This window comes from Vibrio crassostreae (assembly GCF_024347415.1).
In the GTDB taxonomy this organism is placed as follows: domain Bacteria; phylum Pseudomonadota; class Gammaproteobacteria; order Enterobacterales; family Vibrionaceae; genus Vibrio; species Vibrio crassostreae.
On the sequence record NZ_AP025476.1, the window covers coordinates 3018296 to 3041701 of the forward strand.

General features: G+C 44.5%; 24 protein-coding genes, 14 tRNA genes and 2 rRNA genes. 31 read left to right on the plus strand and 9 right to left on the minus strand.

All coding sequences use genetic code 11. The features are described from left to right. Positions 1-149 precede the first annotated feature (149 nt). The 8 genes from OC193_RS13400 (at position 150) to OC193_RS13435 (ending at position 5659) form a co-directional block, all read left to right on the plus strand. Positions 150-947, plus strand: a complete 798-nt coding sequence (locus tag OC193_RS13400) for a DUF2189 domain-containing protein (protein WP_048666336.1) — start codon at positions 150-152, stop codon at positions 945-947. A gap of 80 nt (positions 948-1027) precedes the next feature. After that, the gene (locus OC193_RS13405; RefSeq protein WP_048662979.1) at positions 1028-1528 is read left to right on the plus strand and encodes a SprT family zinc-dependent metalloprotease; all 501 of its coding nucleotides are present in this window, start codon (positions 1028-1030) and stop codon (positions 1526-1528) included. A gap of 151 nt (positions 1529-1679) precedes the next feature. Continuing rightward, on the plus strand, positions 1680-2411 hold the full coding sequence (locus tag OC193_RS13410) for an endonuclease (protein WP_048662978.1): 732 nt from the start codon (positions 1680-1682) through the stop codon (positions 2409-2411). Positions 2412-2564: 153 nt separating this feature from the next. After that, positions 2565-3296 carry a 16S rRNA (uracil(1498)-N(3))-methyltransferase gene (rsmE, locus tag OC193_RS13415; protein WP_048662976.1) on the plus strand — a complete coding sequence of 244 codons (732 nt, stop codon included), beginning with the start codon at positions 2565-2567 and terminating at the stop codon, positions 3294-3296. Positions 3297-3305: 9 nt separating this feature from the next. Then, positions 3306-4256, plus strand: a complete 951-nt coding sequence (gene gshB, locus OC193_RS13420; RefSeq protein WP_048662975.1) for a glutathione synthase — start codon at positions 3306-3308, stop codon at positions 4254-4256. A 104-nt stretch (positions 4257-4360) separates the two neighbouring features. Beyond that, entirely contained in the window at positions 4361-4924 is a 564-nt protein-coding gene (locus OC193_RS13425) for a YqgE/AlgH family protein (RefSeq protein ID WP_048611435.1), read from the plus strand. A gap of 55 nt (positions 4925-4979) precedes the next feature. Then, positions 4980-5402 (plus strand): Holliday junction resolvase RuvX, encoded by a 423-nt coding sequence (ruvX, locus tag OC193_RS13430; protein WP_048659417.1) that lies wholly within the window; start codon positions 4980-4982, stop codon positions 5400-5402. Positions 5403-5500: 98 nt separating this feature from the next. Next, positions 5501-5659: a hypothetical protein gene (locus OC193_RS13435; RefSeq protein ID WP_165886710.1), complete on the plus strand. Its 159-nt coding sequence runs from the start codon at positions 5501-5503 to the stop codon at positions 5657-5659. A gap of 69 nt (positions 5660-5728) precedes the next feature. Here OC193_RS13435 and OC193_RS13440 read toward each other — a convergent pair whose 3' ends face one another. Continuing rightward, positions 5729-6838, minus strand: a complete 1110-nt coding sequence (locus OC193_RS13440) for a PilT/PilU family type 4a pilus ATPase (RefSeq protein WP_048662973.1) — start codon at positions 6836-6838, stop codon at positions 5729-5731. A gap of 14 nt (positions 6839-6852) precedes the next feature. Further along, on the minus strand, positions 6853-7890 hold the full coding sequence (locus tag OC193_RS13445) for a type IV pilus twitching motility protein PilT (RefSeq protein ID WP_048659419.1): 1038 nt from the start codon (positions 7888-7890) through the stop codon (positions 6853-6855). 26 nt (positions 7891-7916) lie between these two features. On the opposite strand from OC193_RS13445, the gene OC193_RS13450 reads away from it, so the two are divergent. From OC193_RS13450 to hemW, 7 genes are all read left to right on the plus strand, one after another. Continuing rightward, the gene (locus OC193_RS13450; protein WP_048662972.1) at positions 7917-8621 is read left to right on the plus strand and encodes a YggS family pyridoxal phosphate-dependent enzyme; all 705 of its coding nucleotides are present in this window, start codon (positions 7917-7919) and stop codon (positions 8619-8621) included. Between the two features lie 76 nt (positions 8622-8697). Then, positions 8698-9516: a pyrroline-5-carboxylate reductase gene (proC, locus tag OC193_RS13455; protein ID WP_048662970.1), complete on the plus strand. Its 819-nt coding sequence runs from the start codon at positions 8698-8700 to the stop codon at positions 9514-9516. A 76-nt stretch (positions 9517-9592) separates the two neighbouring features. Further along, positions 9593-10150, plus strand: a complete 558-nt coding sequence (locus OC193_RS13460; protein WP_048662969.1) for a YggT family protein — start codon at positions 9593-9595, stop codon at positions 10148-10150. 29 nt (positions 10151-10179) lie between these two features. Beyond that, positions 10180-10470 carry a DUF167 family protein YggU gene (gene yggU / locus OC193_RS13465; protein WP_009847703.1) on the plus strand — a complete coding sequence of 97 codons (291 nt, stop codon included), beginning with the start codon at positions 10180-10182 and terminating at the stop codon, positions 10468-10470. A gap of 28 nt (positions 10471-10498) precedes the next feature. Beyond that, entirely contained in the window at positions 10499-10930 is a 432-nt protein-coding gene (locus tag OC193_RS13470; RefSeq protein ID WP_048662968.1) for a DUF4426 domain-containing protein, read from the plus strand. Between the two features lie 46 nt (positions 10931-10976). Next, positions 10977-11576: an XTP/dITP diphosphatase gene (locus tag OC193_RS13475; RefSeq protein WP_048662966.1), complete on the plus strand. Its 600-nt coding sequence runs from the start codon at positions 10977-10979 to the stop codon at positions 11574-11576. Next, a complete protein-coding gene (gene hemW, locus OC193_RS13480; protein WP_048662965.1) occupies positions 11576-12763 on the plus strand; it encodes a radical SAM family heme chaperone HemW in 1188 nt (395 codons plus the stop codon). The genes OC193_RS13475 and hemW overlap by 1 nt, the downstream gene beginning before the upstream one ends. A gap of 111 nt (positions 12764-12874) precedes the next feature. On the opposite strand, the gene glsB is transcribed toward hemW, so the two are convergent. Together glsB and trmB are read right to left on the minus strand one after the other, a co-directional pair. Further along, positions 12875-13795, minus strand: a complete 921-nt coding sequence (glsB, locus tag OC193_RS13485; RefSeq protein ID WP_017629544.1) for a glutaminase B — start codon at positions 13793-13795, stop codon at positions 12875-12877. A 185-nt stretch (positions 13796-13980) separates the two neighbouring features. Then, entirely contained in the window at positions 13981-14700 is a 720-nt protein-coding gene (gene trmB, locus OC193_RS13490) for a tRNA (guanosine(46)-N7)-methyltransferase TrmB (RefSeq protein ID WP_010435641.1), read from the minus strand. A gap of 165 nt (positions 14701-14865) precedes the next feature. Between trmB and mutY the strand changes: the two genes are divergently transcribed. The 16 genes from mutY to OC193_RS13570 all read left to right on the plus strand — a co-directional run bounded on the left by mutY (position 14866) and on the right by OC193_RS13570 (position 21117). Then, entirely contained in the window at positions 14866-15927 is a 1062-nt protein-coding gene (mutY, locus tag OC193_RS13495) for an A/G-specific adenine glycosylase (protein WP_048662964.1), read from the plus strand. A gap of 28 nt (positions 15928-15955) precedes the next feature. Then, positions 15956-16228: an oxidative damage protection protein gene (locus OC193_RS13500; protein ID WP_004735465.1), complete on the plus strand. Its 273-nt coding sequence runs from the start codon at positions 15956-15958 to the stop codon at positions 16226-16228. 69 nt (positions 16229-16297) lie between these two features. Then, on the plus strand, positions 16298-17431 hold the full coding sequence (gene mltC / locus OC193_RS13505) for a membrane-bound lytic murein transglycosylase MltC (RefSeq protein WP_048659428.1): 1134 nt from the start codon (positions 16298-16300) through the stop codon (positions 17429-17431). A 103-nt stretch (positions 17432-17534) separates the two neighbouring features. After that, positions 17535-17610: transfer RNA gene (locus tag OC193_RS13510), tRNA-Phe, on the plus strand. A 74-nt stretch (positions 17611-17684) separates the two neighbouring features. Next, positions 17685-17760: transfer RNA gene (locus OC193_RS13515), tRNA-Thr, on the plus strand. A gap of 7 nt (positions 17761-17767) precedes the next feature. Continuing rightward, positions 17768-17843 (plus strand) — tRNA-Phe (locus OC193_RS13520). Positions 17844-17899: 56 nt separating this feature from the next. Next, a tRNA-Asn gene (locus OC193_RS13525) sits at positions 17900-17975 on the plus strand. A gap of 71 nt (positions 17976-18046) precedes the next feature. Next, positions 18047-18122 (plus strand) — tRNA-Thr (locus OC193_RS13530). A gap of 7 nt (positions 18123-18129) precedes the next feature. After that, positions 18130-18205 (plus strand) — tRNA-Phe (locus OC193_RS13535). Positions 18206-18261: 56 nt separating this feature from the next. Further along, positions 18262-18337, plus strand: a tRNA-Asn gene (locus OC193_RS13540). 394 nt (positions 18338-18731) lie between these two features. Next, on the plus strand, positions 18732-20357 hold the full coding sequence (locus tag OC193_RS13545) for a methyl-accepting chemotaxis protein (protein WP_048659429.1): 1626 nt from the start codon (positions 18732-18734) through the stop codon (positions 20355-20357). A gap of 235 nt (positions 20358-20592) precedes the next feature. Further along, positions 20593-20668: transfer RNA gene (locus OC193_RS13550), tRNA-Phe, on the plus strand. A 56-nt stretch (positions 20669-20724) separates the two neighbouring features. Beyond that, a tRNA-Thr gene (locus OC193_RS13555) sits at positions 20725-20800 on the plus strand. Positions 20801-20824: 24 nt separating this feature from the next. After that, positions 20825-20900: transfer RNA gene (locus tag OC193_RS13560), tRNA-Asn, on the plus strand. A gap of 36 nt (positions 20901-20936) precedes the next feature. Then, positions 20937-21012: transfer RNA gene (locus OC193_RS13565), tRNA-Thr, on the plus strand. 29 nt (positions 21013-21041) lie between these two features. Continuing rightward, positions 21042-21117, plus strand: a tRNA-Asn gene (locus tag OC193_RS13570). Positions 21118-21461: 344 nt separating this feature from the next. Here the strand turns inward: OC193_RS13570 and OC193_RS13575 are convergent. The 5 genes from OC193_RS13575 to rrf (OC193_RS13595) all read right to left on the minus strand — a co-directional run bounded on the left by OC193_RS13575 (position 21462) and on the right by rrf (OC193_RS13595) (position 23326). Then, on the minus strand, positions 21462-21857 hold the full coding sequence (locus OC193_RS13575; RefSeq protein ID WP_017060180.1) for a DUF2391 family protein: 396 nt from the start codon (positions 21855-21857) through the stop codon (positions 21462-21464). Between the two features lie 937 nt (positions 21858-22794). Further along, positions 22795-22871, minus strand: a tRNA-Asp gene (locus OC193_RS13580). Positions 22872-22901: 30 nt separating this feature from the next. Continuing rightward, positions 22902-23017, minus strand: a 5S ribosomal RNA gene (gene rrf / locus OC193_RS13585). Positions 23018-23058: 41 nt separating this feature from the next. After that, positions 23059-23135 (minus strand) — tRNA-Thr (locus OC193_RS13590). Between the two features lie 75 nt (positions 23136-23210). Next, positions 23211-23326, minus strand: a 5S ribosomal RNA gene (gene rrf, locus OC193_RS13595). Positions 23327-23406 lie beyond the last annotated feature (80 nt).

Sequence of the window (23406 nt, forward strand, 5' to 3'; positions counted from 1 at the left end):
ATTCAGTCTGATAACGCTCGTTAAATGCACGCTAGAACAATAACTGGGATGACAAAGAGCAATTTAGCTCAACACCATAACTCTCACACAAGCCACATCGATGAGCCTTATGGAATTATAACTAGGACGTTATTTAACTAGGGGGATCTATGCCTCGTACCGCGCACCCATCCGAACTGAACGATAAAAAACACAAGGTCAGCGATAAGGATTACGCTCGCACCATTCCTTGCAACCAAATCAGTATTTCCGCACCCTTTCATTGGTTGTCGCTTGCTCTGCATGACTTAGTAAGAATGCCATTAATCAGCGCATTTTACGGATTGTGCTTTATGGGAGCGGCAATTGCGATTGTTCAACTTGTCCAATGGCAAGGAACACACTTAGTCGTAATGCCAAGCCTGATCGTGTACATGCTGATAGGGCCGTTTCTTGCCCTAGGCTTGTATGACGCAGCTTGGGAAAGAGAAAAAGGCCATAACGCCAGCCTACTGCACTCAATGAAAGCCATCACTCGCAACTCCACCCACCAATGGGCCTTTGCGATTGTGTTGATGGTTGCGATGATATTCTGGATGCGTATCGCTGCGTTATTGCACGCGCTCTACCCTTCAGTGCAAGGCGCACCATTGGCTGAGTTCGCTCCCTTCTTAATTACGGGTTCTGTGATTGGTTTTGTCATCGCAAGCCTCATATTTAGCATCTCAGCATTTTCAATTCCGTTAATGATGGAGAGACGCGTTGATGTAATGAGTGCAATTTTCACTAGCTTTAATGCCGTGAAATCGAACATTCCTGCAATGGTGGTTTGGGCAAGTATTATTTGTGCCGGTATTCTGGTGGGTTTTGCCACCTACGGCATCGGAATGATCGTCACCATGCCGCTACTTGGTTATGGTACATGGCACGCTTATCACGAGCTCATTAAGAAAAAACATCACGTGTAAAGCATCGCTAGATCAAAAAGCAATGTTATGATGAGGCCTTGGTTTAAACGCTGAGGTCTTTTATTTGGAGTTAACAACGTTTGTCTTACACCCCGCAACAACATCGAGCAAATAAGAAATTGGCCGAGTGCCTAGCTATCGCAAATCAACATTTCTCTCGTGAATTTCCACACCCAACTATCACCTTCAAGTTAAGAGGTAAAGCGGCGGGAAAGGCCTACCTTCAGCTCAACGAAATTAAGCTCAACCACGTACTATTTTCTGAAAATGAAGACGCCTTCATCAACGAAGTTGTGCCGCATGAGCTCGCACACCTAATCACGCATCAGGTTTTCGGACGTGTTAAGCCTCACGGAAACGAGTGGAAATACGTGATGGAAAAGGTATTCAACGTTCCAGCCAAAACAACTCACAGCTTTGAAATCGCTTCAGTTCAAGGGAAAACCTTTGAATATCGATGTGAGTGCACCACTTACCCATTATCAATCAGACGACACAATAAAGTGCTTCGAAATCAATCGACCTATCGCTGCCAGCAGTGCAATCAAACCTTATCCTTCACAGGCACACAGCTCAGCTAAAGTCCTAGACTCGCACCTATTCGATTTGGTAACCCCATCCTTTTTATTTCAGAAAGCAACACTCGATTAAGTTGATGATAGAAATGTAATGGAGAAACTCATCCTTTGAGTGCTAGACTGATGTTTATCATACTTTTATCAGTCTTTTTCTATGCAAAAACTCACCATCAAAGCATTTGGCCTACCTGTGTCTTTTTACTTATCAATAGTATTTAGCCTACTGGTAACCCAAAGCGTTTTCGCCGCACCACCGAGCTCATTCTCCAAAGCAAAAAGAGAAGCGGTGAAGATTTATCTCGACCACCCGACTTCATTTTATTGTGGTTGTGACATTACATGGAAGGACAAAAAGAAAGGGATTCCCGACCTTGACGGCTGTGGTTATCAAGTCCGAAAACAACAAAAGCGAGCGAGTCGAATTGAGTGGGAACACGTGGTTCCAGCTTGGCAATTCGGCCACCAGCGTCAGTGCTGGCAAGATGGCGGGCGCAAGAACTGCACTCGCAATGACAAAGTATTCAAGTCCATGGAAGCCGATCTCCACAACCTAACGCCAGCTATCGGTGAAGTAAATGGTGACCGTTCGAACTACAACTTCAGCCAGTGGAATGGAATGGATGGCGTAAGCTATGGTCAGTGCGAAATGCAGGTCAACTTCAAGCAGCGTAAGGTGATGCCGCCAGACAGAGCAAAAGGCTCTATCGCGCGTACCTACCTTTACATGAGCCAAGAGTATGGTTTCAAGCTATCTAAGCAACAAACCAACCTGATGATGGCGTGGAACAAGCAATTTCCTGTCGACAAGTGGGAGTGTACTCGTGATGAGCGAATCTATGCCATCCAAGGTAATCACAACCCATTTGTTTACCCTGCTTGTAAATAACGTCGCTCGTACAATCAACATTCCTACCTATCTCAAACAAGAGTTTCAGAATTGCCCCTGAAACTCTTGCTCTACCCTTGTTTTTTCAACTAAAAGCATCCATGTTAGGCAGAGACAAAATACCCAAATGAACATATTTATAGGTTTACCAGCATGAGAATCCCTCGTATCCATAACCCAGAACGCATTCATCAGTTAGGTTCACTCGCTTTAGGCGAAGATGCCGCGGGTCATGTTGGTCGTGTCCTTCGCATGAAAGAAGGCCAAGAAGTCCTTCTATTTGATGGCAGTGGTGCTGAATTTCCAGCGACAATCACTGAAGTATCAAAGAAAAATGTCACCGTTAATGTTTCTGAACGCATCGAGCGCAGCAGCGAATCTCCGTTAGACTTACATTTAGGCCAAGTGATTTCACGTGGTGACAAAATGGAGTTCACCATTCAGAAATCGGTTGAGCTTGGTGTGAACACCATTACCCCTCTAATTTCAGAGCGCTGCGGCGTTAAGCTTGATACAAAACGCTTTGAGAAAAAACTCGCACAGTGGCAAAAGATTGCTATCGCGGCGTGTGAACAGTGTGGCCGTAATACGGTTCCAGTCATTCGTCCAATTATGCAGCTTGAAGAGTGGTGCAGCGAACCAAGCGAAGCACTAAAGCTAAACCTACACCCTCGAGCAAAGTACTCAATTAACACCCTTCCAGAACCTATCAGCAAGGTACGCCTATTGATTGGTCCTGAAGGTGGCTTGTCGGCTGAAGAAATCGGCATGACAGAGCAATACAAATTTGAAGAGACGCTACTCGGCCCACGTGTACTTCGTACCGAAACAGCTGCTCTAACCGCAATTACTGCCTTACAAGTCCGTTTTGGCGATCTAGGCTAGGAGAAAAAAATGATCAAACTTGGCATCGTAATGGATCCAATTTCATCCATTAACATCAAAAAAGACTCTAGCTTTGCCATGATGCTTGAAGCGCAGCGTCGTGGTTACGAAATCCATTACATGGAAATGGATGATCTACACTTAGATCAAGGCGTAGCCATTGCTGACACTAAGGTTGTAGCACTAAAAGAAGATCCAAACGGTTGGTATGAATTCAAGTCAGAACAGACTATCGCGCTATCTGATTTAGATGCAGTATTGATGCGTAAAGATCCTCCGTTTGATACTGAATACATTTACGCGACCTACATTCTTGAGCGTGCTGAAGAAAACGGCGCACTGATCGTAAACAAGCCACAAAGCCTACGTGACTGTAACGAAAAGTTGTTCACGGCTTGGTTCCCAGAGCTAACACCAACTACCATCGTGACTCGTAAAGCTGAAAAGATTAAAGAGTTTCGTGAGAAGCATGGTGACGTGATCCTAAAACCACTTGATGGTATGGGTGGTGCGTCTATCTTCCGCGTGAAGGAAGGCGATCCAAACGTATCGGTGATCATTGAAACGCTGACCAACCATGGTCAAAACTACGCAATGGCACAAACCTTTGTTCCTGACATCAGCAATGGTGATAAGCGTATTCTTGTGGTTGACGGTGAGCCAATGCCTTACTGCCTAGCTCGTATTCCAGCTAAAGGCGAAACACGCGGCAACCTAGCCGCTGGCGGTACAGGTGAAGCTCGTCCGTTAAGTGAAACAGACTGGGCTATTGCACGAGCAGTGGCTCCTTCACTAAAAGAAAAAGGTTTAATCTTTGTCGGGCTGGATGTTATCGGTGACAAGCTGACAGAAATTAACGTGACGAGCCCTACTTGTATCCGTGAAATTGAAGCTGCTTTTGATATTTCGGTAACAGGTAAATTAATGGACGCAATCGAGCGTCGCGTTAACGCTAAATAGCCTAAACTAAAGAAAGCCTTAGCTATTCGCAAACGGCACAGAATCAATGAGCGGCTTCACGCCGCTCTTTTTCCTTTACTGGGAACACACTGGCAGGAGGCTCTATGAATTTAACGAACCACTTTCTGGTTGCTATGCCCGGAATGAAAGATCCCTACTTTCAAAATTCGGTAATTTACCTTTGTGAGCACAACGACGAAGGTGCGATGGGGTTAATGATCAACGCCCCTATCGATGTCACTGTCGGAAGCATGCTTAAACAAGTTGAGGTTGATTCTGAGCAGCCGAAATCGAATCAGGCAAGTCTTGATAAGCCAGTATTGAACGGTGGGCCGGTCGCAGAAGACCGTGGGTTTATTTTGCACAAACCTAAAGGCAGCTATCAATCCAGCATCAACATGACAGATCAAATCTCGGTGACAACCTCAAAAGATATCTTGATGGTGTTGGGCACAGAAGATGAGCCGATGAATTATTTAGTCGCACTTGGGTATGCAGGATGGGAACCGGGACAACTGGAAACCGAACTTACCGAGAACTCATGGTTAACCGTTGAAGCCGATCCAAAGGTCATCTTCGATACACCGATTTCTGACCGCTGGAAAGTCGCCGTGCAGATGTTAGGCATTAATGCGGCTCAGCTTTCAGCAGACGCTGGTCACGCCTAGCTCAAATCAGCTAAATAAACAGACACTCTCAAACACAGATAAATTTGGAACCCCCATGTCACGAACAATTATGGCATTTGACTACGGTACAAAAAGTATCGGCAGTGCGATAGGACAAGAAATCACAGGCACAGCAAGCCCACTGAAAGCCTTTAAAGCCAAAGACGGAATTCCTAACTGGGACGATATCGAAAAGCAAATTAAGGAGTGGCAACCGAACCTGATTGTGGTTGGCCTTCCTACCGACCTTCATGGCAAAGATCTAGCCACCATCACACCTAGAGCGAAGAAGTTCGCTAACCGCCTTAAAGGGCGCTTTGGTGTTGATGTTGAACTGCATGATGAGAGGCTATCGACTGCAGAAGCAAGAGCCGATCTTTTTGACATGGGTGGCTATAAAGCATTAAGTAAAGGCAATGTAGATAACCAGTCTGCAGTCGTCATTTTAGAGAGCTGGTTTGAAGCGCAATATTCGTAACGAAAATTAAGTGAGCAAAATTTGAACTAATTTGTGATCCCACACGAATTTCACGCCGTAATGTCGATGCAATTCAAAATCAGAACGTGGGAGTTCAAATGAAAATTTTTCTAGCAATCTTCACCGCTCTAACCATTTCAGCATGCAGTTCAATGGGTGGTTCAGCGGGTTACACTGGCGAACAATATCCAACTAAAATTAAATTAGAGAAAGAGCGTGGCTACTCGAACGACAACAACCGTTTTGCTAATCACTAATTTATTCACTTTACAAGAAACCCGCATCTCAGCGGGTTTTTTATTGGCACCAGACACTAGGCATTCAACCTAACCCATGTCTATCTTTACCCCGGCCAAAGCACCAGTCCCGTAGTCATCATCGCCACGTCTGGTTTTTAGCATCAAACGTAAGTCATTAGCAGAGTCAGCACTGTGAAACGCATCCTCTTCGCTGATCTTGCCTGCTACAACTAAATCATATAAAGTTTGGTCAAAGGTCTGCATACCAATCTCTTTTGATTTTGCCATGGTTGCTTTCAGTTCATGTAGTTCACCACGACGAATCAAGTCAGACACACGAGGGCTATTCAGCAGAATTTCAAACACACCATGACGACCGCTGCCATTCTTATCTCGGATTAACTGTTGAGCAACCACGCCACGCAAGTTCATCGACAAATCAAACAGGAACTGCTCTTTCTGCTCTTTCGGCACCAAGTGAAGAATACGTTCTAACGCTTGGTTAGCGTTATTGGCGTGCAAAGTTGCCATACACAAGTGACCCGTTTCAGCAAAGGTCATCGCGTATTCCATGGTTTCACGGCTACGGATTTCGCCAATCAAGATCATGTCTGGCGCTTGACGTAACGAGTTCTTAAGTGCGACTTCATAGCTCTCGGTGTCGAGCCCAACCTCACGTTGAGTCACGATACATTTTTTATGTTCGTGAACGAATTCAATTGGGTCTTCAACCGTCAAGATATGCCCCGAGCGGCTGGTATTGCGATAACCAGTCATCGCAGCCATTGAGGTCGATTTACCAGAGCCTGTCGCCCCAACCACCAACACAAGTCCGCGCTTAGCGATTGAAAGGTCCTGCAGTACATCTGGAAGCTTTAATTGCTCAAAGGTTGGGATGTTAGTCTCGATACGTCGAATGACCGCTCCAGGTAGCTCTCGTTGAAAGAATGCACTGACACGAAAACGCCCAAAGTCACGCACTATGGCAAAATTAGCCTCACGCGTTTGCTGATATTCATCACGTCGGTCTTGATCCATCATCGCATCAAGTAGTTGAGCGACCTGAACCAAATTCAGCTTCTCGCCTTGCGGTCGTAGTTCACCATCGACACGGAACAAGACAGGCGCATCGACAGTGATATAAAGATCGGACGCTTTTTGAGACAGCATTCCCTCAAGGATTTGATTCAATTCCATTATATGCACCTTGATTAAAACATTGAGGTTTCAATTTCGATTTTTTTCTCAACCTCTTCCGAATCAACCAAGCCTTGAGCCATCAGCTGCTTCGCGTTTTGCTCCATAGTTTGCATGCCATGTGCTGCGCCCGTTTGAATGATCGAATACATCTGAGCGACCTTATCTTCACGAATCAAGTTTCTGATCGCTGGTGTCGCCATCATGATTTCATGGCAAGCCACACGCCCCCCCCCTACACGTTTTAGCAGCTTCTGTGCAATTACCGATCGTAACGATTCAGACAGCATTGAACGCACCATGTCTTTATCGCTACCAGGGAAAACATCAATGATACGGTCAATCGTTTTTGCTGCAGAGCTGGTATGTAGGGTACCAAAAACCAAGTGACCGGTTTCCGCTGCGGTTAGCGCTAAGCTGATCGTTTCTTGGTCACGAAGCTCACCAACAAGGATAACATCTGGGTCTTCACGTAACGCGCTGCGCAGCGCCGCTTTGAAGCTGTGAGTATCACGATGGACCTCACGCTGGTTAACAAGGCATTTATTGTTGGTGTGAACGAATTCAATCGGGTCTTCGATCGTCAGGATATGTTTGTTGTGGTTGCGGTTTACGTAATCAACCATCGCCGCAAGGGTCGTTGATTTACCAGAGCCTGTTGGGCCAGTAACGAGCACTAAACCTTTTTCGTAGTTGGCAATCTTTTCAAAGATTTCAGGCGCACCTAGTTGATCTAAAGTTGGGATCTCTACAGGGATAGTTCGAAAGACAGCCGAGCAACCACGAGCTTGGTTAAAAGCATTCACACGGAAACGACCAACATTGGGCAATTCAAAAGAGAAGTCGACTTCCAATTTTTCTTCAAACTCACCACGCTGCGAATCGCTCATGATCTCAAAAACCAAACGATGCACATCAGCATGACTCAAAGCTGGGATTCCAAGCTTCCTTACTTCACCATCTATACGTACCATTGGAGATACACCCGCAGAAAGATGTAGATCTGACGCGTTATGCTTTACACTAAAATCTAGTAACTCAGTGATATCCATTTATTTTCCCTTAAGTAAAGTCAGCTATGAGTAGTATTCAACAAAATATCGAACAAATCACCTCACAGATTCGTAGTGCTGAGCAAAAGTGCGGACGAGCTCCAGAGTCCGTGCAACTTTTAGCCGTCAGCAAAACTAAACCTATTGATGCGATTCTAGAAGCCGCACTCGGAGGCCAAGTTGCCTTTGGTGAAAACTATGTTCAAGAAGGTGTCGATAAAGTAAAACACTTTTCAGAACAACATTCTAACCTAAATTTAGAGTGGCACTTTATTGGTCCAATTCAGTCCAATAAAACTCGTCCAATCGCGGAAAGCTTCCAATGGGTACATTCCGTTGATCGCGATAAGATCGCACAAAGACTTAATGATCAACGTCCAAGCGAACTTCCACCTCTACAGGTGCTGATTCAGGTAAACACCAGTGGTGAAGAGTCTAAGTCAGGAACCTCAGAAGAGACAGTTTTTGCACTCGCGGAGTTGATTTCATCGCTCCCTAACCTCACCTTAAGAGGATTGATGTCGATTCCTGCAAACGTCTCTGACTATCAATCACAGCTTAATGCGTTCTCTCAACTGGCAGAGCTTAAAGATAAGTTATCCTCGAAGTATCCAGACATTGATACCCTTTCGATGGGAATGAGTGGTGATATGGATGCAGCAGTTGAGGCTGGCAGCACAATGGTTCGTATTGGAACGGCTATTTTCGGCGCTCGTGATTACGCGAAATAGCCGTAGTAGCTAACCAACGACAAGTATTGATACCGCTTCGCTTTATCCGCGCAGCGACACGCTCAGGATTTTATATATGGAACATAAGAACATCGCCTTTATTGGGGCGGGAAACATGGTTCGCTCAATTGTAGCGGGCTTAGTCGCGAGTGGTTACCCAACGCAAAAGATTACGGCAACCGCACCTTCAGAAACCAGAAGGTTGCCGTTAGAACAAGAATACGGCATCAATACCACCAGCGATAATATTGCAGCAGCAGAGCAAGCAGACGTTGTTGTGTTATCCGTGAAGCCACAAATGATGGCTGATGTATGTAAGCCCTTACAAGATATCGACTTCAGCAACAAACTGGTTATCTCAATTGCCGCGGGTATTAATGCGAATCGACTCAATGAGATGTTAAACTGCCAGCTAAACCTTGTTCGTGTGATGCCAAACACGCCATCACTACTTGGGAAGGGGATGAGCGGTCTTTATGCCGATTCAACCGTTAGCCAAGATGATAAAGACTTTGCTTCTCAGCTGATGCAAGCTGTAGGTAAAGTAAGCTGGGTTGAGCAAGAATCTGGTATCAATAACATTATTGCGGCGGCGGGTAGTGCCCCGGCTTACTTCTTTCTGTTTATGGAAGCGATGCAAGCAGAGGCAATCAATCAAGGTTTTGACCAAGAAACCGCTCGTAAATTAGTGCAGCAATCAGCATTAGGCGCGGCAGAGATGGTGGTAGCAAACCAAGAGACTGAATTATCAACACTGCGTGAACAAGTGACATCAAAAGGCGGCACGACCGCAGAAGCACTACGCACGTTTAACGAACATCAACTATCAGACATCGTAGCCAAAGCCATGCAAGCGGCAGTCGCTCGGGCTGAAGAGATGGAAAAACTGTTTTAGTACCAATCAAGGTAAACAAGCATTTTGCCGCTCAGGTTATATCTAAGCGGCAAGTAAATCCGAAAAAGGAAACAATATGAACTCGATGAGCTTTCTGATCTCGACCGTTTTTGATCTTTACATCATGGTTGTGATCTTGCGTATCTGGCTACAAGCATCACGTGCAGATTTCTACAACCCATTCTCACAATTCATCGTAAAAGCGACACAACCGGTTGTTGCCCCACTACGCCGAGTTATTCCATCTATCGGCAGCCTTGATCTTGCGACGGTTGTTTTTGCTTATGTGCTGTGTGTACTTAAGTTCGTTGCTCTAAACCTGATTATCTCTAGCGGCGCTGCCGTTTTCGATATTAGCTTCCTAATCTTTGGTGCACTGTCTCTGCTCAAAGCGGCTGGTGGTTTAATTTTCTGGGTTCTACTTATCCGTGCAATCCTAAGCTGGGTAAGCCAAGGTCGTAGCCCAATAGAGTACGTATTCCATCAACTGACTGAACCAATGTTAGTGCCTATTCGCCGTATCCTTCCGGACATGGGTGGTTTCGACCTAAGCGTACTGGTTCTGTTCATTGTTCTGCAATTTGCGAACTTCCTAATGGGCGACATGATTGGTCCTATTTGGTATCAACTATAATTCAAGTACAAACATCAGGTACTTTGACGATGCCAAAAGCGGTTTGGGCCGAGGAAGACGATATTCTTCTTAGGCTCTATATCCAACCCAAAGCAAGCCGAGACAAGATTGTTGGCTTGCATGGTGAGGAACTAAAAATTGCCATTACCGCCCCACCGGTAGATGGCAAAGCCAATGCCCATTTAGCGAAATACCTAGCGAAACAGTTTAAGGTCGCAAAAGGGCAAATTAAGATAGAGAAGGGAGAGCTCGGTCGGCATAAGCAAGTTCGAATATGCTCGCCAAGCCAAATCCCAACTGAAGTCAAAGCCATCCTATGATGGCTTTTTGCTATTTATTGGAGTCATTATGCGTCTATGGATAACAGCACTACTCACCACTCTTATTGCCCTACCTAGTTGGGCTGGGCAGTTTAAAAACATCAAAGATGTCGAGGTTCACTACTCGGCTTTTAATTCCACGTTTCTAACTGCGCAAGTCGCTAAGCAATACAAACTTAAGCGAAATGGATACTCAGCAATCCTCAACATCAGCGTGTTAGACAAGGCTTCCCTAGGCAAGCCTGCTACAACGGCTAAAATTACGGGAACAGCGAAGAACCTCGTTGGAAACACCCGAACTTTGAAGTTTCGAGAAATCAAAGAAGGTGATGCGATTTATTACCTTGCTGAGTTCCCTGTAACTCACGAAGAGAACATCACCTTTAACATCGATGTTAACGCAGGCTTGAAAGGCACTGGCCCACTGCGCTTCACACAGAAATTCTATATAGAAGAGTAAGCTATCCCTTACTTTTCATTTATTCACTTATTAGAGTCACATTCCCATGAGCAAGATTGTTTTAGCAACAGGCAACCAAGGTAAAGTTCGCGAGATGGCAGATATTCTGTCTGAGTTTGGCTTTGACGTGGTCGCACAAAGTGAATTTAACGTTTCAGAAGTCGCTGAAACGGGAACAACTTTCATTGAAAATGCCATCATCAAAGCTCGCCACGCCGCGAAAGAAACAGGACAGCCAGCGATTGCTGACGACTCAGGTTTAGAGGTTGATTACTTAAATGGTGCTCCGGGCATCTACTCAGCGCGTTACTCAGGTGAAGGGGCAACCGATAAACAGAACATCGAAAAATTGCTAAACGCGATGCAAGGTGTCGAAACTGAAAAGCGTACTGCGCGTTTCCACTGTGTGTTGGTGCTAATGCGCCACGAGAATGATCCAACACCTCTAGTGTGTCACGGGAAATGGGAAGGTCACATCCTTACCGAAGAACATGGTGAGAATGGCTTTGGCTACGATCCCGTATTCTTTGTTCCAGAAGATAACTGCGCATCAGCAGAGCTTGAATCTTCACGTAAGAAGCAACTATCACACCGTGGTAAAGCGCTTGCGTCACTATTAAAGACTCTCAAGGAGCAAGCTCTGTAATGCACAATGCAGCGCTAATACCACCCGCACTTAGCCTCTATGTCCACATCCCATGGTGTGTACAAAAGTGTCCGTATTGTGATTTTAACTCTCACGCCCTCAAAGCCGAGATCCCAGAGAAAGAGTACATCGATGCACTGCTTGAGGATCTCGATACCGATATCGAAAAATATCAGCTCAATGGTATGCCTCGTCCATTGCACTCAATCTTTATAGGTGGAGGAACTCCGAGTTTATTCTCTCCTGAAGGCATCGGGCGGTTACTACAAGGTATTGAGCAACGTATTCCGTTCAAACCTGAAATAGAAATCACCATGGAAGCCAACCCGGGAACTATCGAAGCTGAGCGTTTTGCAGGTTACCAAAAGGCAGGAGTGAGTCGAATCTCGGTGGGTGTGCAAAGTTTTGAGCAAGATAAGCTTGAAAGACTTGGGCGTATTCATGGTCAAGACGAAGCTGTGAATGCCGCTCATTTAGCGCATAAAATTGGATTGAATAGCTTCAATCTAGACTTAATGCACGGCTTACCCGATCAGAGCATTGATCAGGCACTGTCTGATTTAGACAAAGCGATCGAGCTCGATCCTCCGCATTTATCTTGGTATCAGCTAACAATAGAACCTAACACCATGTTCTATTACAAAACGCCAAAGCTACCTGACGATGATGACCTTTGGGATATATTCGACCTAGGCCATAAGAAGCTCGCAGACGCAGGGTATGTACAGTACGAAATCTCAGGCTACAGCAAGCCTGGATATCAATGCCAACATAACCTCAACTACTGGCGATTCGGTGACTACCTAGGTATTGGCTGTGGCTCTCATGGCAAGCTGAGCTTTGCAGATGGACGCATTGTTCGCACCACTAAGGTTAAGCATCCTAGAGGCTACCTAGCGGCATACCAGAACATGGTGAAGCCGTATCTATCAGACGAGTTTGAAGTGCCGAATGAAGATCGCCCTTTTGAGTTCTTCATGAACCGCTTTAGGTTAATGGAAGCATGTCCAAAGCAGGATTTCATTGATACGACAGGGCTTGGTTTTGACTCGATTCAAAAAACGATTGAATGGGCAAAAGAGCTAGGCTACTTGAATGAAACCGACACTCACTGGCAGATCACTGAAAAAGGGAAGCTATTCCTAAATGATTTGCTGGAAGCCTTCATGGCAGAAGAAGACGAATAGATTCGAGAGATATTGTGTAAGGGTTGGTTTTAGGGCCAACCCTTTTTATTTTATAGCCCCCTCTCGGAGCGAAGCGTTCTACAGGACGAAGCCCGTGCTCGCACCTTTCTCTTAGAAAATAGAACGACCAATTCGCTCAGAAAGCAACTCTAGCGCCTTAGTACCTGCTAAAGAGTTACCAGAAGGGTCAAGCTCTGGAGACCACACCGCAATCGTCATTTCGCCAGGAACGATAGCGATAATACCGCCACCCACACCCGATTTACCTGGCATCCCAACGCGATAAGCAAACTCACCAGCGCCATCGTACAAACCACATGTCGCAAGCAACGCATTCAACTGCTTAGTTTGAACTGGTGTGATGATCTCTTTCTTGGTTTGAACCGACACACCTTTGTTCGCCAAATAGCTAAAGGTTTTTGCCAAGTCCACACACGTCATTTTAAGCGCACAGGCATGAAAGTAGTTATTCAAAACAGGGATAACATCATTTTCAAAGTTACCAAATGAACGCATCAAGTAAGCGATAGCCGCATTACGATCGCTGTGCATCATTTCTGAGGCTGCTACCACCTTGTCATACACAATATGAGTATCACCCGATAACTGACGCACAAACTCTAATAAGCGGTGCCTAGGCGCAGACAAGCGGCTTTGTAGTAGGTCTGCAACGACAATTGCACCCGCATTAATGAACGGGTTACGGGGGATGCCATGTTCCATCTCAAGCTGAATCATAGAGTTAAAGGCTTGGCCAGAAGGCTCTTTGCCTACGCGTTGCCAAATCTCTTCAGGCTTGTATAACACCATAGCTAAAGTCAGGCTCAAGGCTTTAGAGATGGATTGCACAGAAAAGGCTTCCTCTGCATCACCCGCTTGAATCACCTCACCTTCGTTTGTGTATACCGCAATCGCCAGTTTCTGGTTCGATACGCGAGCCAATGCAGGGATATAATCAGCAACCTTTCCCTGACCAATTAGGGGACGAACTTCGTCTAAAATCTCGGCCAAAATAGCTTGAGTTGGTTTCATGTGTGCTTACTTCTATATTGTTATTTTTGTAGGGGTCTAACATTACTTTCTGTCCTTAAACCTTTATCGCAATAAAAGCCTAAGGACAAAAAAGCCAACATTACAATAATGTTGGCTTTAATCAATCCCACAAAGTGTAAGGTTTAACCTAAAGCAGGTTTGCCTTCACTTGCTGTGCTTGAGAATTACTTAGTACGCTTGTACTTAATATCCCAAACGCCATGACCAAGACGGTGGCCACGAGCTTCAAATTTAGTCAGTGGACGCTCATCTGGGCGAGGAATGTAATCACCATCTTCAGCGATATTCTCGAAGCCTGGAGCAACGTTCATCACTTCAATCATGTGCTCTGCGTAGTTTTCCCAGTCTGTTGCCATGTGGAAAATACCAGTATCAAGTTGAAGCTTACCGCGAACCATTTCTGCAAACTCAGCCTTAACGATACGACGTTTGTGGTGACGAGCTTTGTGCCATGGGTCAGGGAAGAACAGTTGCAGTGTATGCAGACTGCTATCTGGAATCATGTGTTCAAATACTTCTACTGCATCGTGACACATTACACGCAGGTTAGTTACGCCAGCATCACGCGCTGTACCTAAACAAGCACCAACACCAGGGCTGTGAACTTCAATGCCTAAGAAGTTTTTCTCAGGTGCGTTCTTTGCCATTTCAACCAGTGATGCACCCATACCGAAGCCAATCTCTAGTACAACTGGGTTATCGTTGCCAAATACTTCTTTCCAGTTAAGAAGCTCTGGGTTGTAGTCGATACCCATTGTTGGCCAACATTCATTCATCGCGTTTTCTTGGCCTTTTGTTAAGCGGCCTTCGCGGCGAACAAAACTACGGATCTTACGAACCAGTTTGCCGTCTTCAGTATATTCGTTAGTGGTCACTTCACTCATTGATTTTTGCCTGCACATTGATTAATCAAAGCGGGGATTATCCAAAGAATTGCCTTCGGTGCAAGTCTTTCCGTGGATAAATTCCCACACAATTTGTCTGTTTTACATCCAACGTTAAGTGTGGTGCAATTTCGCTTCTAATAATAGCAAAGCATAGAGCATGTCGTGACTCCTTTCGCAACCGCCATATTAAAGTGGTATGACGCCTACGGGCGTAAAGAATTACCTTGGCAACAAAACAAAACCGCCTACACCGTTTGGCTATCTGAAATTATGCTTCAGCAGACTCAAGTCGCCACGGTGATTCCATACTACCAGCGATTCTTAGAACGCTTTCCAACGGTTATCGACCTAGCGAACGCCGAACAAGATGAGGTTCTGCACTTATGGACAGGGCTTGGTTACTACGCACGAGCTCGCAATCTACATAAAGCAGCCAAGATCGTTGCTGAGCAATATGGTGGTGAATTTCCGCTTTCTCTTGAAGAGATGAACGCGCTACCGGGTATTGGTCGCTCTACTGCAGCTGCAGTGCTGTCATCGGTTCACAAACTTCCCCATGCGATTCTCGATGGCAATGTGAAGCGAACGCTTGCAAGAAGCTTTGCCGTTGAAGGTTGGCCCGGACAAAAGAAAGTTGAAAACCAACTTTGGGAGTATGCAGAAGCTCATACTCCGAAAAAAGATGTCGATAAGTACAATCAAGCGATGATGGACATGGGCGCCATGGTTTGTACTCGTAGCAAGCCGAAATGTACTCTGTGCCCAATTGAAACCATGTGTGAAGCCAAGAAGCTTGATAGACAGCTCGATTTCCCGGGCAAGAAACCGAAGAAAGAAAAACCAGTAAAAGAAACATGGTTTGTGATTCTTTATCATGACAATCAAGTGTGGCTTGAACAGCGTCCTCAGTCTGGTATCTGGGGAGGCTTATTCTGCTTTCCTCAAAATGAAAACGCAGAGATTGAACATCAGTTAGATCTTCGCTCGATCAAAGATGCTGAAACCGAATCAATCAAGACCATGATTGCGTTTAGGCACACTTTCAGCCACTACCACTTAGATATCACACCAGTATTAGTAAAATTAGATAAACAACCAGATTTGATAATGGAAGGGACCAAAGGTCTCTGGTATAACTTATCAAAACCGGAAGAAATTGGCCTAGCCGCTCCTGTGAAGCAGCTTATTGAGAGCCTACCCTTTGAACTGAACGACGACGTTTGAATCAACGAACGCGATAAGAGGAACCACTATGAGCCGCACTGTATTTTGTGCTCGCCTCCAGAAAGACGCTGAAGGCTTAGATTTTCAACTTTACCCAGGTGACTTAGGTAAGCGTATCTTTGACAACATCTCTAAAGAAGCTTGGGGACAATGGCAAAGCAAGCAAACAATGCTGATCAATGAAAAGAAGCTAAATATGATGGATCCTGAGCATCGTAAACTTCTTGAAACTGAGATGGTTAACTTCCTTTTCGAAGGTAAAGATGTCGTAATTGATGGCTATACTCCACCAAGCGAATAAGACATTTATTTAAGCAAATTTTAATGACATCATGGTTAACGCTGCGATGTCATTTTTGTATGAGGAACTATGAAAAAGCTAAGTTACTTCCTAACAGCCATGTTGTTAACAGGCTGCAGCCGTGAATTTGTCGAAAGCATTTATGATGTGAATTACGAACCGACCAACCGATTCGTAAGCAACTTGGCAGAGCTACCTGGTCAATTTGAAAAAGACACTGGAGCACTAGACTCTTTGATTAATAGCTTTTCTGGCAATATCCAAAAGCGCTGGGGCAGCAGTGAAGTAAAGATGGCAGGTAAAAGTAACTATGTGAAATACATAGATAATTACCTAAGCCGTTCAGAAGTAAACTTTAGCGAAGGCCTCATAACGGTAGAAACCGTCTCCTCTACTGAGCCTAAAAAACACCTCAAAAACGCGATCATGACAACGCTTTTGACGCCTGATGATCCGGCGCATGTCGATCTATTCTCTTCCAAAAGCATCAAGTTAGAAGGCAAACCTTTCCTCTATAATCAAGTTGTAGACCAAGATAAAAAGCCCATTCAATGGACATGGCGCGCTAACCAATTCGCGGATTACCTGATCGCTAACAACCTAAAAACCAAAGAAGTCGACTTTAAAAAAGCCTATTACGTTGAGATCCCAATGGTGGCCGATCACGCTAGCCAGCGTAGTTACCAATACGCCGACATCGTTCGACGAGCATCTCAGCGTTACGACATTCCTGAAGACTTGATCTACGCAATAATCAAGACAGAGAGTAGTTTCAACCCATACGCGGTGAGTTGGGCAAATGCATACGGTCTGATGCAAGTAGTGCCTAAAACCGCAGGTCGAGATGTCTTTAAACTAGTAAAGAACAAGCCTGGAGAGCCCAGCCCAGAGTATTTATTCAATCCAGAAAACAACATTGATGCTGGTACCGCATATTTTTACATCCTTAAAAATCGTTATTTGAAAGACGTAAAACATCCGACAACGCTCGAATACAGTATGATTTCAGCATACAACGGCGGCACGGGTGGCGTGCTCAACACCTTCAGTAAGGACAGAAAACGAGCAATGCGAGACTTAAACTCGCTGCAACCTAGCCAAGCGTACTGGGCACTTACTAAGAAACACCCAAACAAAGAGTCGCGCCGATACTTAGAAAAAGTAACAAAATTCAAGAAAGATTTTAACCAAGGTAAAACGTAAGCCTCACTTTTGAATAAAAAAACAACTAACGAACGTTTTTTTTAATTATTTTCAAAAAAGGTGTTGACGGTTATGCAGAAAATCCGTTTAATAGCGCTCCGTTGCCCGGATAGCTCAGTCGGTAGAGCAGAGGATTGAAAATCCTCGTGTCGGTGGTTCGATTCCGCCTCCGGGCACCACAATTTGATTTGTTGGTGTCAACACTCTTTAACAGGGAGTAACAGCACGGACAAAAGCATAAAGAATTTAGTGTGCCGACTTAGCTCAGTAGGTAGAGCAACTGACTTGTAATCAGTAGGTCACCAGTTCGACTCCGGTAGTCGGCACCATTCTTTTGCCTCGATAGCTCAGTCGGTAGAGCAGCGGATTGAAAATCCGCGTGTCGGTGGTTCGATTCCGCCTCGAGGCACCATTATTTGGTGCTTAACAAATAATGGTCTTTATAGACCTGATGTTGACACAAATAATTCCCCTTTAGTTCAGTTGGTAGAACGGCGGACTGTTAATCCGTATGTCGCAAGTTCAAGTCTTGCAAGGGGAGCCATTTTTAAAGAACTTCATTTTACATGAGGTTTTAGTTAAAGAGTTTAACTCTTTAAGCAAAGAATTTAGTGTGCCGACTTAGCTCAGTAGGTAGAGCAACTGACTTGTAATCAGTAGGTCACCAGTTCGACTCCGGTAGTCGGCACCATTCTTTTGCCTCGATAGCTCAGTCGGTAGAGCAGCGGATTGAAAATCCGCGTGTCGGTGGTTCGATTCCGCCTCGAGGCACCATTATTTGGTGCTTAACAAATAATGGTCTTTATAGACCTGATGTTGACACAAATAATTCCCCTTTAGTTCAGTTGGTAGAACGGCGGACTGTTAATCCGTATGTCGCAAGTTCAAGTCTTGCAAGGGGAGCCACATTCAAGAAAGCCAAGTCGAAAGACTTGGCTTTTTTTCGTTTGAACAAAAACAAACTCTATTCAATAGACACATCAGCTCAACGCAACTCTTAATCAGTCTCGATAAGTTGAGTCATATCCTTCTAGTACCTTCACTACAGCAGTTGATTCTAAGTTCTATAAAGAACCTCTATTCCAACAGAACCAACTAATCCCAGAAATCCCCTTCCCCACCTTAACTCCGTAAGCCGTCACATCAAAACAAACAGAATTCCATTTCATTACTTTTTTTTCTTCGAAAATTTAATCTCTATCATGTTTTGATATCTTTCTAATATCTGCCATACACGACTTAGATTAAGATTCGATGAACTATACCTAATACTAATTATTGAATCGCTGCGCGGGGAAACATGAAACTAAAAACGCAAGCTTACTTATTATCGGGCATCATCTTGATCGCCCTGCTAGCACTGACCGCTACTGGTTTATGGACATTGAGAGTCGCGAGCAACATGGACAACAAAGCTCGCGTGACCGAGCTATTTAAGAGTGCATACAGCATCCTTACTGAAGTCGAAAAAATGGCGATTGATGGCACTCTAGAAGAAGAGCAAGCTAAGCAACTAGCTACTCGCCTTCTACGTAACAACATCTATAAAGATAATGAATATGTTTACGTAGCCGATGAGAACATGACGTTTGTCGCGACACCATTAGATCCTCAATTACACGGAACCAGCTTTAACGACTTTAAAGATGGCAACGGGAATAGTGTTGGTCAGCTAATCCAAAGAGTACTTGGTAATCGTACTGGGCAGATCATTGAGTACACCTGGACACAAAAACTGCCAGATGGAACGATTGAAGAAAAACTGTCTATAGCAGAGAAAACACCACATTGGGGCTGGGTTGTCGGCACAGGTATCGGGTTCAATGAAGTTAACGCTCGTTTCTGGTCTACCGCTCAATGGCAGCTGTTCCTTTGTGTCGTGATTGCTGGTCTTATTCTATCGAGCCTAATTGTATCTATTAAACGCATGCTAGCGCTTCTTGGTGGCGAACCTAAAGATGTAAGAGAAGCTGTACAAGCCGTAGCACAAGGTCGAATTCAAACCACTTTCGAAACTCAGGCGACAGACGGCAGTATTTACCACGCCGTACAACAAATGAGTAAGTCACTGGCTGAGTTGGTATCAAACCTAGACGCTTCAATGCTGGCATTAAGGGGAGAACTGCAGCGCGTAGAAGACCGTGCTGGGTCAATTGCTCAACTAACAGAGACCCAACAGCAATCAACAGAGATGATCGCGACAGCAATGACCGAGATGGCCTCTTCAGCCAATAACGTTGCTGATTCAGCTAGCGATACCGCGCGCAACACCGACGAGGCCGATAAACAAAGCCAGCATACCCAACAACTGATTCACAACACAGTAGACAACATTCAAGGCCTAGCAGGCCAACTAGGCACAGCAAGCGAAGCTGTCGCTAACCTAGATAACGATGTAAACAACATTGCGAAAGTATTGGATGTGATTGGTGATATAGCGGAGCAAACTAACCTGTTGGCACTTAACGCAGCCATTGAAGCAGCTCGAGCTGGCGAACAAGGTCGTGGATTTGCGGTTGTAGCAGATGAGGTTCGTAACCTTGCAGGCCGAACACAATCGAGCACCAAAGAAATCCAATTAATGATTAACAACCTTCAAGAAGGATCTCGCAACGCAATTCAAACCATGGAAGTTTGTGCCGCGACCAGTGAAAGTACCGTAACAGAGTCTCAAAACGCCTCTGAAGCACTACAACAGATTGTTGTCGCATTAGAGTCCATTTCATCAATGAGTCATCAAATCGCAACTGCGGCCGCTGAGCAGACTCAGGTGAGCGATGATATATCGAAGCGTATTAACATGATCGAAGAGAGCGGTAACCAATTGAGCAATGTCGTAACAGAAAGTCATAGCAGTACCCAAACTCTTGCCTCTCTTTCAAACGAATTAGAAGCTTGGGTTAATAGGTTTGAAGTAAAACACTAAACTCCCTAGAAAATTTTTAAATAAAAAAGCACGTTTTCATACGTGCTTTTTTTATTTCGGCGCCCATTCAGTGTAGTTAACCGTAGTTTTACTATCTTTTAGGGCATGCTAGACCTAGGTTTTTCACCCCAAATGAGCAAAAACAACCCACTAAGTATAGAAAAACATCAAACGATACTTTTTTTGCAATTTAATGTTGACCCAGAACGCGAAAACACGTTTAATACACCTCGTCGCCCGGATAGCTCAGTCGGTAGAGCAGAGGATTGAAAATCCTCGTGTCGGTGGTTCGATTCCGCCTCCGGGCACCACAATTTATTTGTTGGTGTCCTAGACAACAACAGTAAAGCACAAAGAAATATTATGTGCCGACTTAGCTCAGTAGGTAGAGCAACTGACTTGTAATCAGTAGGTCACCAGTTCGACTCCGGTAGTCGGCACCATTTCTTTAAAGCTTTAAGAATAATTCCCCTTTAGTTCAGTTGGTAGAACGGCGGACTGTTAATCCGTATGTCGCAAGTTCAAGTCTTGCAAGGGGAGCCAAGTTAATCATCAAGCATAAGCTTTTTGATTCATGATGCCGACTTAGCTCAGTAGGTAGAGCAACTGACTTGTAATCAGTAGGTCACCAGTTCGATTCCGGTAGTCGGCACCATTCTCTTGATTAGAGACTAAACAATCAATTCCCCTTTAGTTCAGTTGGTAGAACGGCGGACTGTTAATCCGTATGTCGCAAGTTCAAGTCTTGCAAGGGGAGCCAATTAAAAAAAGCCGCATCATTGATGCGGCTTTTTTGCATCTAAAGATCATAACTTCTCAATACAACTACCCTCACATTTCAAATATCATATTCAATTCAAAAACCAACCGTTTTTATATCCATCCAAAGCTACAAATCTTCGCCACTTAACTCCCTTCAAAATCGTCCAACAACAAACGACACATTCACGTAAGAATCACTCATAGTACGTTACTACTCATTTTATTATTGAGAAGATCGGCTGAAAAAATCAATGCTAAGCCTAGAAATGAGAAAGCTAAATAACAAATCAAATAAGCTCTAGAAAAGCTCTGTAAGGCGCTTCAATCCAAATGATACACAAGTCACTCTTTATCAAAACTATCCACTACAATAGCGCCCATAGAGGCTGGCATTGAAATAACAATCACTCTTTTGATCGATACAACAGGATCACTCAATAGAGGTAATTTGTCCAAGCAAGTCAGTACCAAAGCAACGACCAAGGCCGTCATAACATAAGCAATAACTATTCTGAAAATAAACACCGGCAACCGTGCAACAACATCTTTTTGAAAGACACTCTCATACGTATAGAAGCCTAAGAACACCGCAGACAGTAAAAATAACAGCAATAGATTAGCGGTAGGTAAAGTCTCCCCTAACTTCCAAGCCTCTTCAGAAAAAGAAATTGGCACGGCCAAAGCAAAAGATCCCACAAAGATCTGGCTCGCATCTTCAAAGTTAAAACTCAATTTCATAGTTCGACCCACTAGGTTTAAGGCTTTATCTATTTCTTAAAATAATCACAAAACTATCCGCCGATGGCTTGAGGGATTTTCTTCCTACCAAGTAAACAGTAATGACCTTTCTAATTTCATATTAGTCGCAATAGCCAAAACATAGCTTGAACTAACCAGCAAGAAATCAATATGCTCAGAGTAAAGTGGTCAACACAACAGATTCATGTCGAGTCAACAAACACATCAGAGTCGAAGAGAGACCGGTAAACATCCCCTAAGGACCTACACTTAGAACCAGAGAATCTCAATCCGGTTGGGTGATCAATACAATTAATAGTGGTTTAAGCTTAATGCATTAAGTCGACTCATTAAGGGCTATAGTGTTCTTAGCAGAAACATCCATGATGGATTCCTAATTACACATCAGAACTACCCTCTAGATTCATAGATAGAACAGAAATCAGGTTTCGTAGACGAAGGGCTGTTAGCTAATACTTGAACTTGATAAAGCAAACATCCACAAACGCAGGGCACGTAGGATGAGTTGTAAGGCTTATAGAGCCTCAGGTATTGAAATGGATATGCTGATTAGAACAGTCTCATGAACCTAACTTACAACGTCGTATAGCTCGAGTGTTTGAGCACTCAGCCGCGTTTGAAGTCATGCTAGTGCCAACTCACAAATGGAGTCAGAAATGATGTCACCCTAATCGTAGGGTTTGGGTTTGGGTTTGGGTAACACGTAGGCTACAGGAAAGTCTTTTGTGCAAGTTATTCGACTGACGTGCGAAGCACTATGATTTAGATGCAAAAAAGCCCCGTTATTTCTAGCGAGGCTTCTTATAAGTAATGGAGTGACTGGGTCGTAGCCGACCGGGACTCCTTGGTCAAAGACCAAATTATCAACACCCAGAAACGGCGAAAGCCTAGTCGTAAGACTAGGCTTTCTAATAAGTGGCGGAGTGGACGGGACTCGAACCCGCGACCCCCGGCGTGACAGGCCGGTATTCTAACCAACTGAACTACCACTCCGCAGTGTCTATTCAGCTTAAAGCAATTTGAGCCTGACGATGTCCTACTCTCACATGGGGAAGCCCCACACTACCATCGGCGCTATTGTGTTTCACTTCTGAGTTCGACATGGAATCAGGTGGGTCCACAATGCTATGGTCGTCAAACAAATTCTGTTGTTAACTTAAATAATCAAATCAACTAAATATGGTGCTGATACCCAGACTCGAACTGGGGACCTCACCCTTACCAAGGGTGCGCTCTACCGGGCTGAGCTATATCAGCAATTCAAATATCGTTTAAAAACGATTCTGAAAACTTTTTGTCTTCACTTTTTAAAAAAGTGAAAATAAATTTAAAGCCTGGCGATGTCCTACTCTCACATGGGGAAGCCCCACACTACCATCGGCGCTATTGTGTTTCACTTCTGAGTTCGGCATGGAATCAGGTGGGTCCACAATGCTATGGTCGCCAAGCAAATTTTGCTTTTACTTTCAGTTTTTAAAAAACTGAAGGCAAAATAATCTGGAAAGCTGTTAAATTCTCTTCAAACTCA

Excerpts from the sequence above, each read along its gene's own strand:
- OC193_RS13400 (WP_048666336.1), top strand. The coding sequence starts at position 150 with ATGCCTCGTACCGCGCACCCATCCGAACTGAACGATAAAAAACACAAG.
- OC193_RS13410 (WP_048662978.1), top strand. The coding sequence starts at position 1,680 with ATGCAAAAACTCACCATCAAAGCATTTGGCCTACCTGTGTCTTTTTAC.
- rsmE (WP_048662976.1), top strand. The coding sequence starts at position 2,565 with ATGAGAATCCCTCGTATCCATAACCCAGAACGCATTCATCAGTTAGGT.
- gshB (WP_048662975.1), top strand. The coding sequence starts at position 3,306 with ATGATCAAACTTGGCATCGTAATGGATCCAATTTCATCCATTAACATC.
- OC193_RS13425 (WP_048611435.1), top strand. The coding sequence starts at position 4,361 with ATGAATTTAACGAACCACTTTCTGGTTGCTATGCCCGGAATGAAAGAT.
- ruvX (WP_048659417.1), top strand. The coding sequence starts at position 4,980 with ATGTCACGAACAATTATGGCATTTGACTACGGTACAAAAAGTATCGGC.
- OC193_RS13435 (WP_165886710.1), top strand. The coding sequence starts at position 5,501 with ATGAAAATTTTTCTAGCAATCTTCACCGCTCTAACCATTTCAGCATGC.
- OC193_RS13440 (WP_048662973.1), bottom strand. The coding sequence starts at position 6,838 with ATGGAATTGAATCAAATCCTTGAGGGAATGCTGTCTCAAAAAGCGTCC.
- OC193_RS13445 (WP_048659419.1), bottom strand. The coding sequence starts at position 7,890 with ATGGATATCACTGAGTTACTAGATTTTAGTGTAAAGCATAACGCGTCA.
- OC193_RS13450 (WP_048662972.1), top strand. The coding sequence starts at position 7,917 with ATGAGTAGTATTCAACAAAATATCGAACAAATCACCTCACAGATTCGT.
- proC (WP_048662970.1), top strand. The coding sequence starts at position 8,698 with ATGGAACATAAGAACATCGCCTTTATTGGGGCGGGAAACATGGTTCGC.
- OC193_RS13460 (WP_048662969.1), top strand. The coding sequence starts at position 9,593 with ATGAACTCGATGAGCTTTCTGATCTCGACCGTTTTTGATCTTTACATC.
- yggU (WP_009847703.1), top strand. The coding sequence starts at position 10,180 with ATGCCAAAAGCGGTTTGGGCCGAGGAAGACGATATTCTTCTTAGGCTC.
- OC193_RS13470 (WP_048662968.1), top strand. The coding sequence starts at position 10,499 with ATGCGTCTATGGATAACAGCACTACTCACCACTCTTATTGCCCTACCT.
- OC193_RS13475 (WP_048662966.1), top strand. The coding sequence starts at position 10,977 with ATGAGCAAGATTGTTTTAGCAACAGGCAACCAAGGTAAAGTTCGCGAG.
- hemW (WP_048662965.1), top strand. The coding sequence starts at position 11,576 with ATGCACAATGCAGCGCTAATACCACCCGCACTTAGCCTCTATGTCCAC.
- glsB (WP_017629544.1), bottom strand. The coding sequence starts at position 13,795 with ATGAAACCAACTCAAGCTATTTTGGCCGAGATTTTAGACGAAGTTCGT.
- trmB (WP_010435641.1), bottom strand. The coding sequence starts at position 14,700 with ATGAGTGAAGTGACCACTAACGAATATACTGAAGACGGCAAACTGGTT.
- OC193_RS13500 (WP_004735465.1), top strand. The coding sequence starts at position 15,956 with ATGAGCCGCACTGTATTTTGTGCTCGCCTCCAGAAAGACGCTGAAGGC.
- mltC (WP_048659428.1), top strand. The coding sequence starts at position 16,298 with ATGAAAAAGCTAAGTTACTTCCTAACAGCCATGTTGTTAACAGGCTGC.
- OC193_RS13545 (WP_048659429.1), top strand. The coding sequence starts at position 18,732 with ATGAAACTAAAAACGCAAGCTTACTTATTATCGGGCATCATCTTGATC.
- OC193_RS13575 (WP_017060180.1), bottom strand. The coding sequence starts at position 21,857 with ATGAAATTGAGTTTTAACTTTGAAGATGCGAGCCAGATCTTTGTGGGA.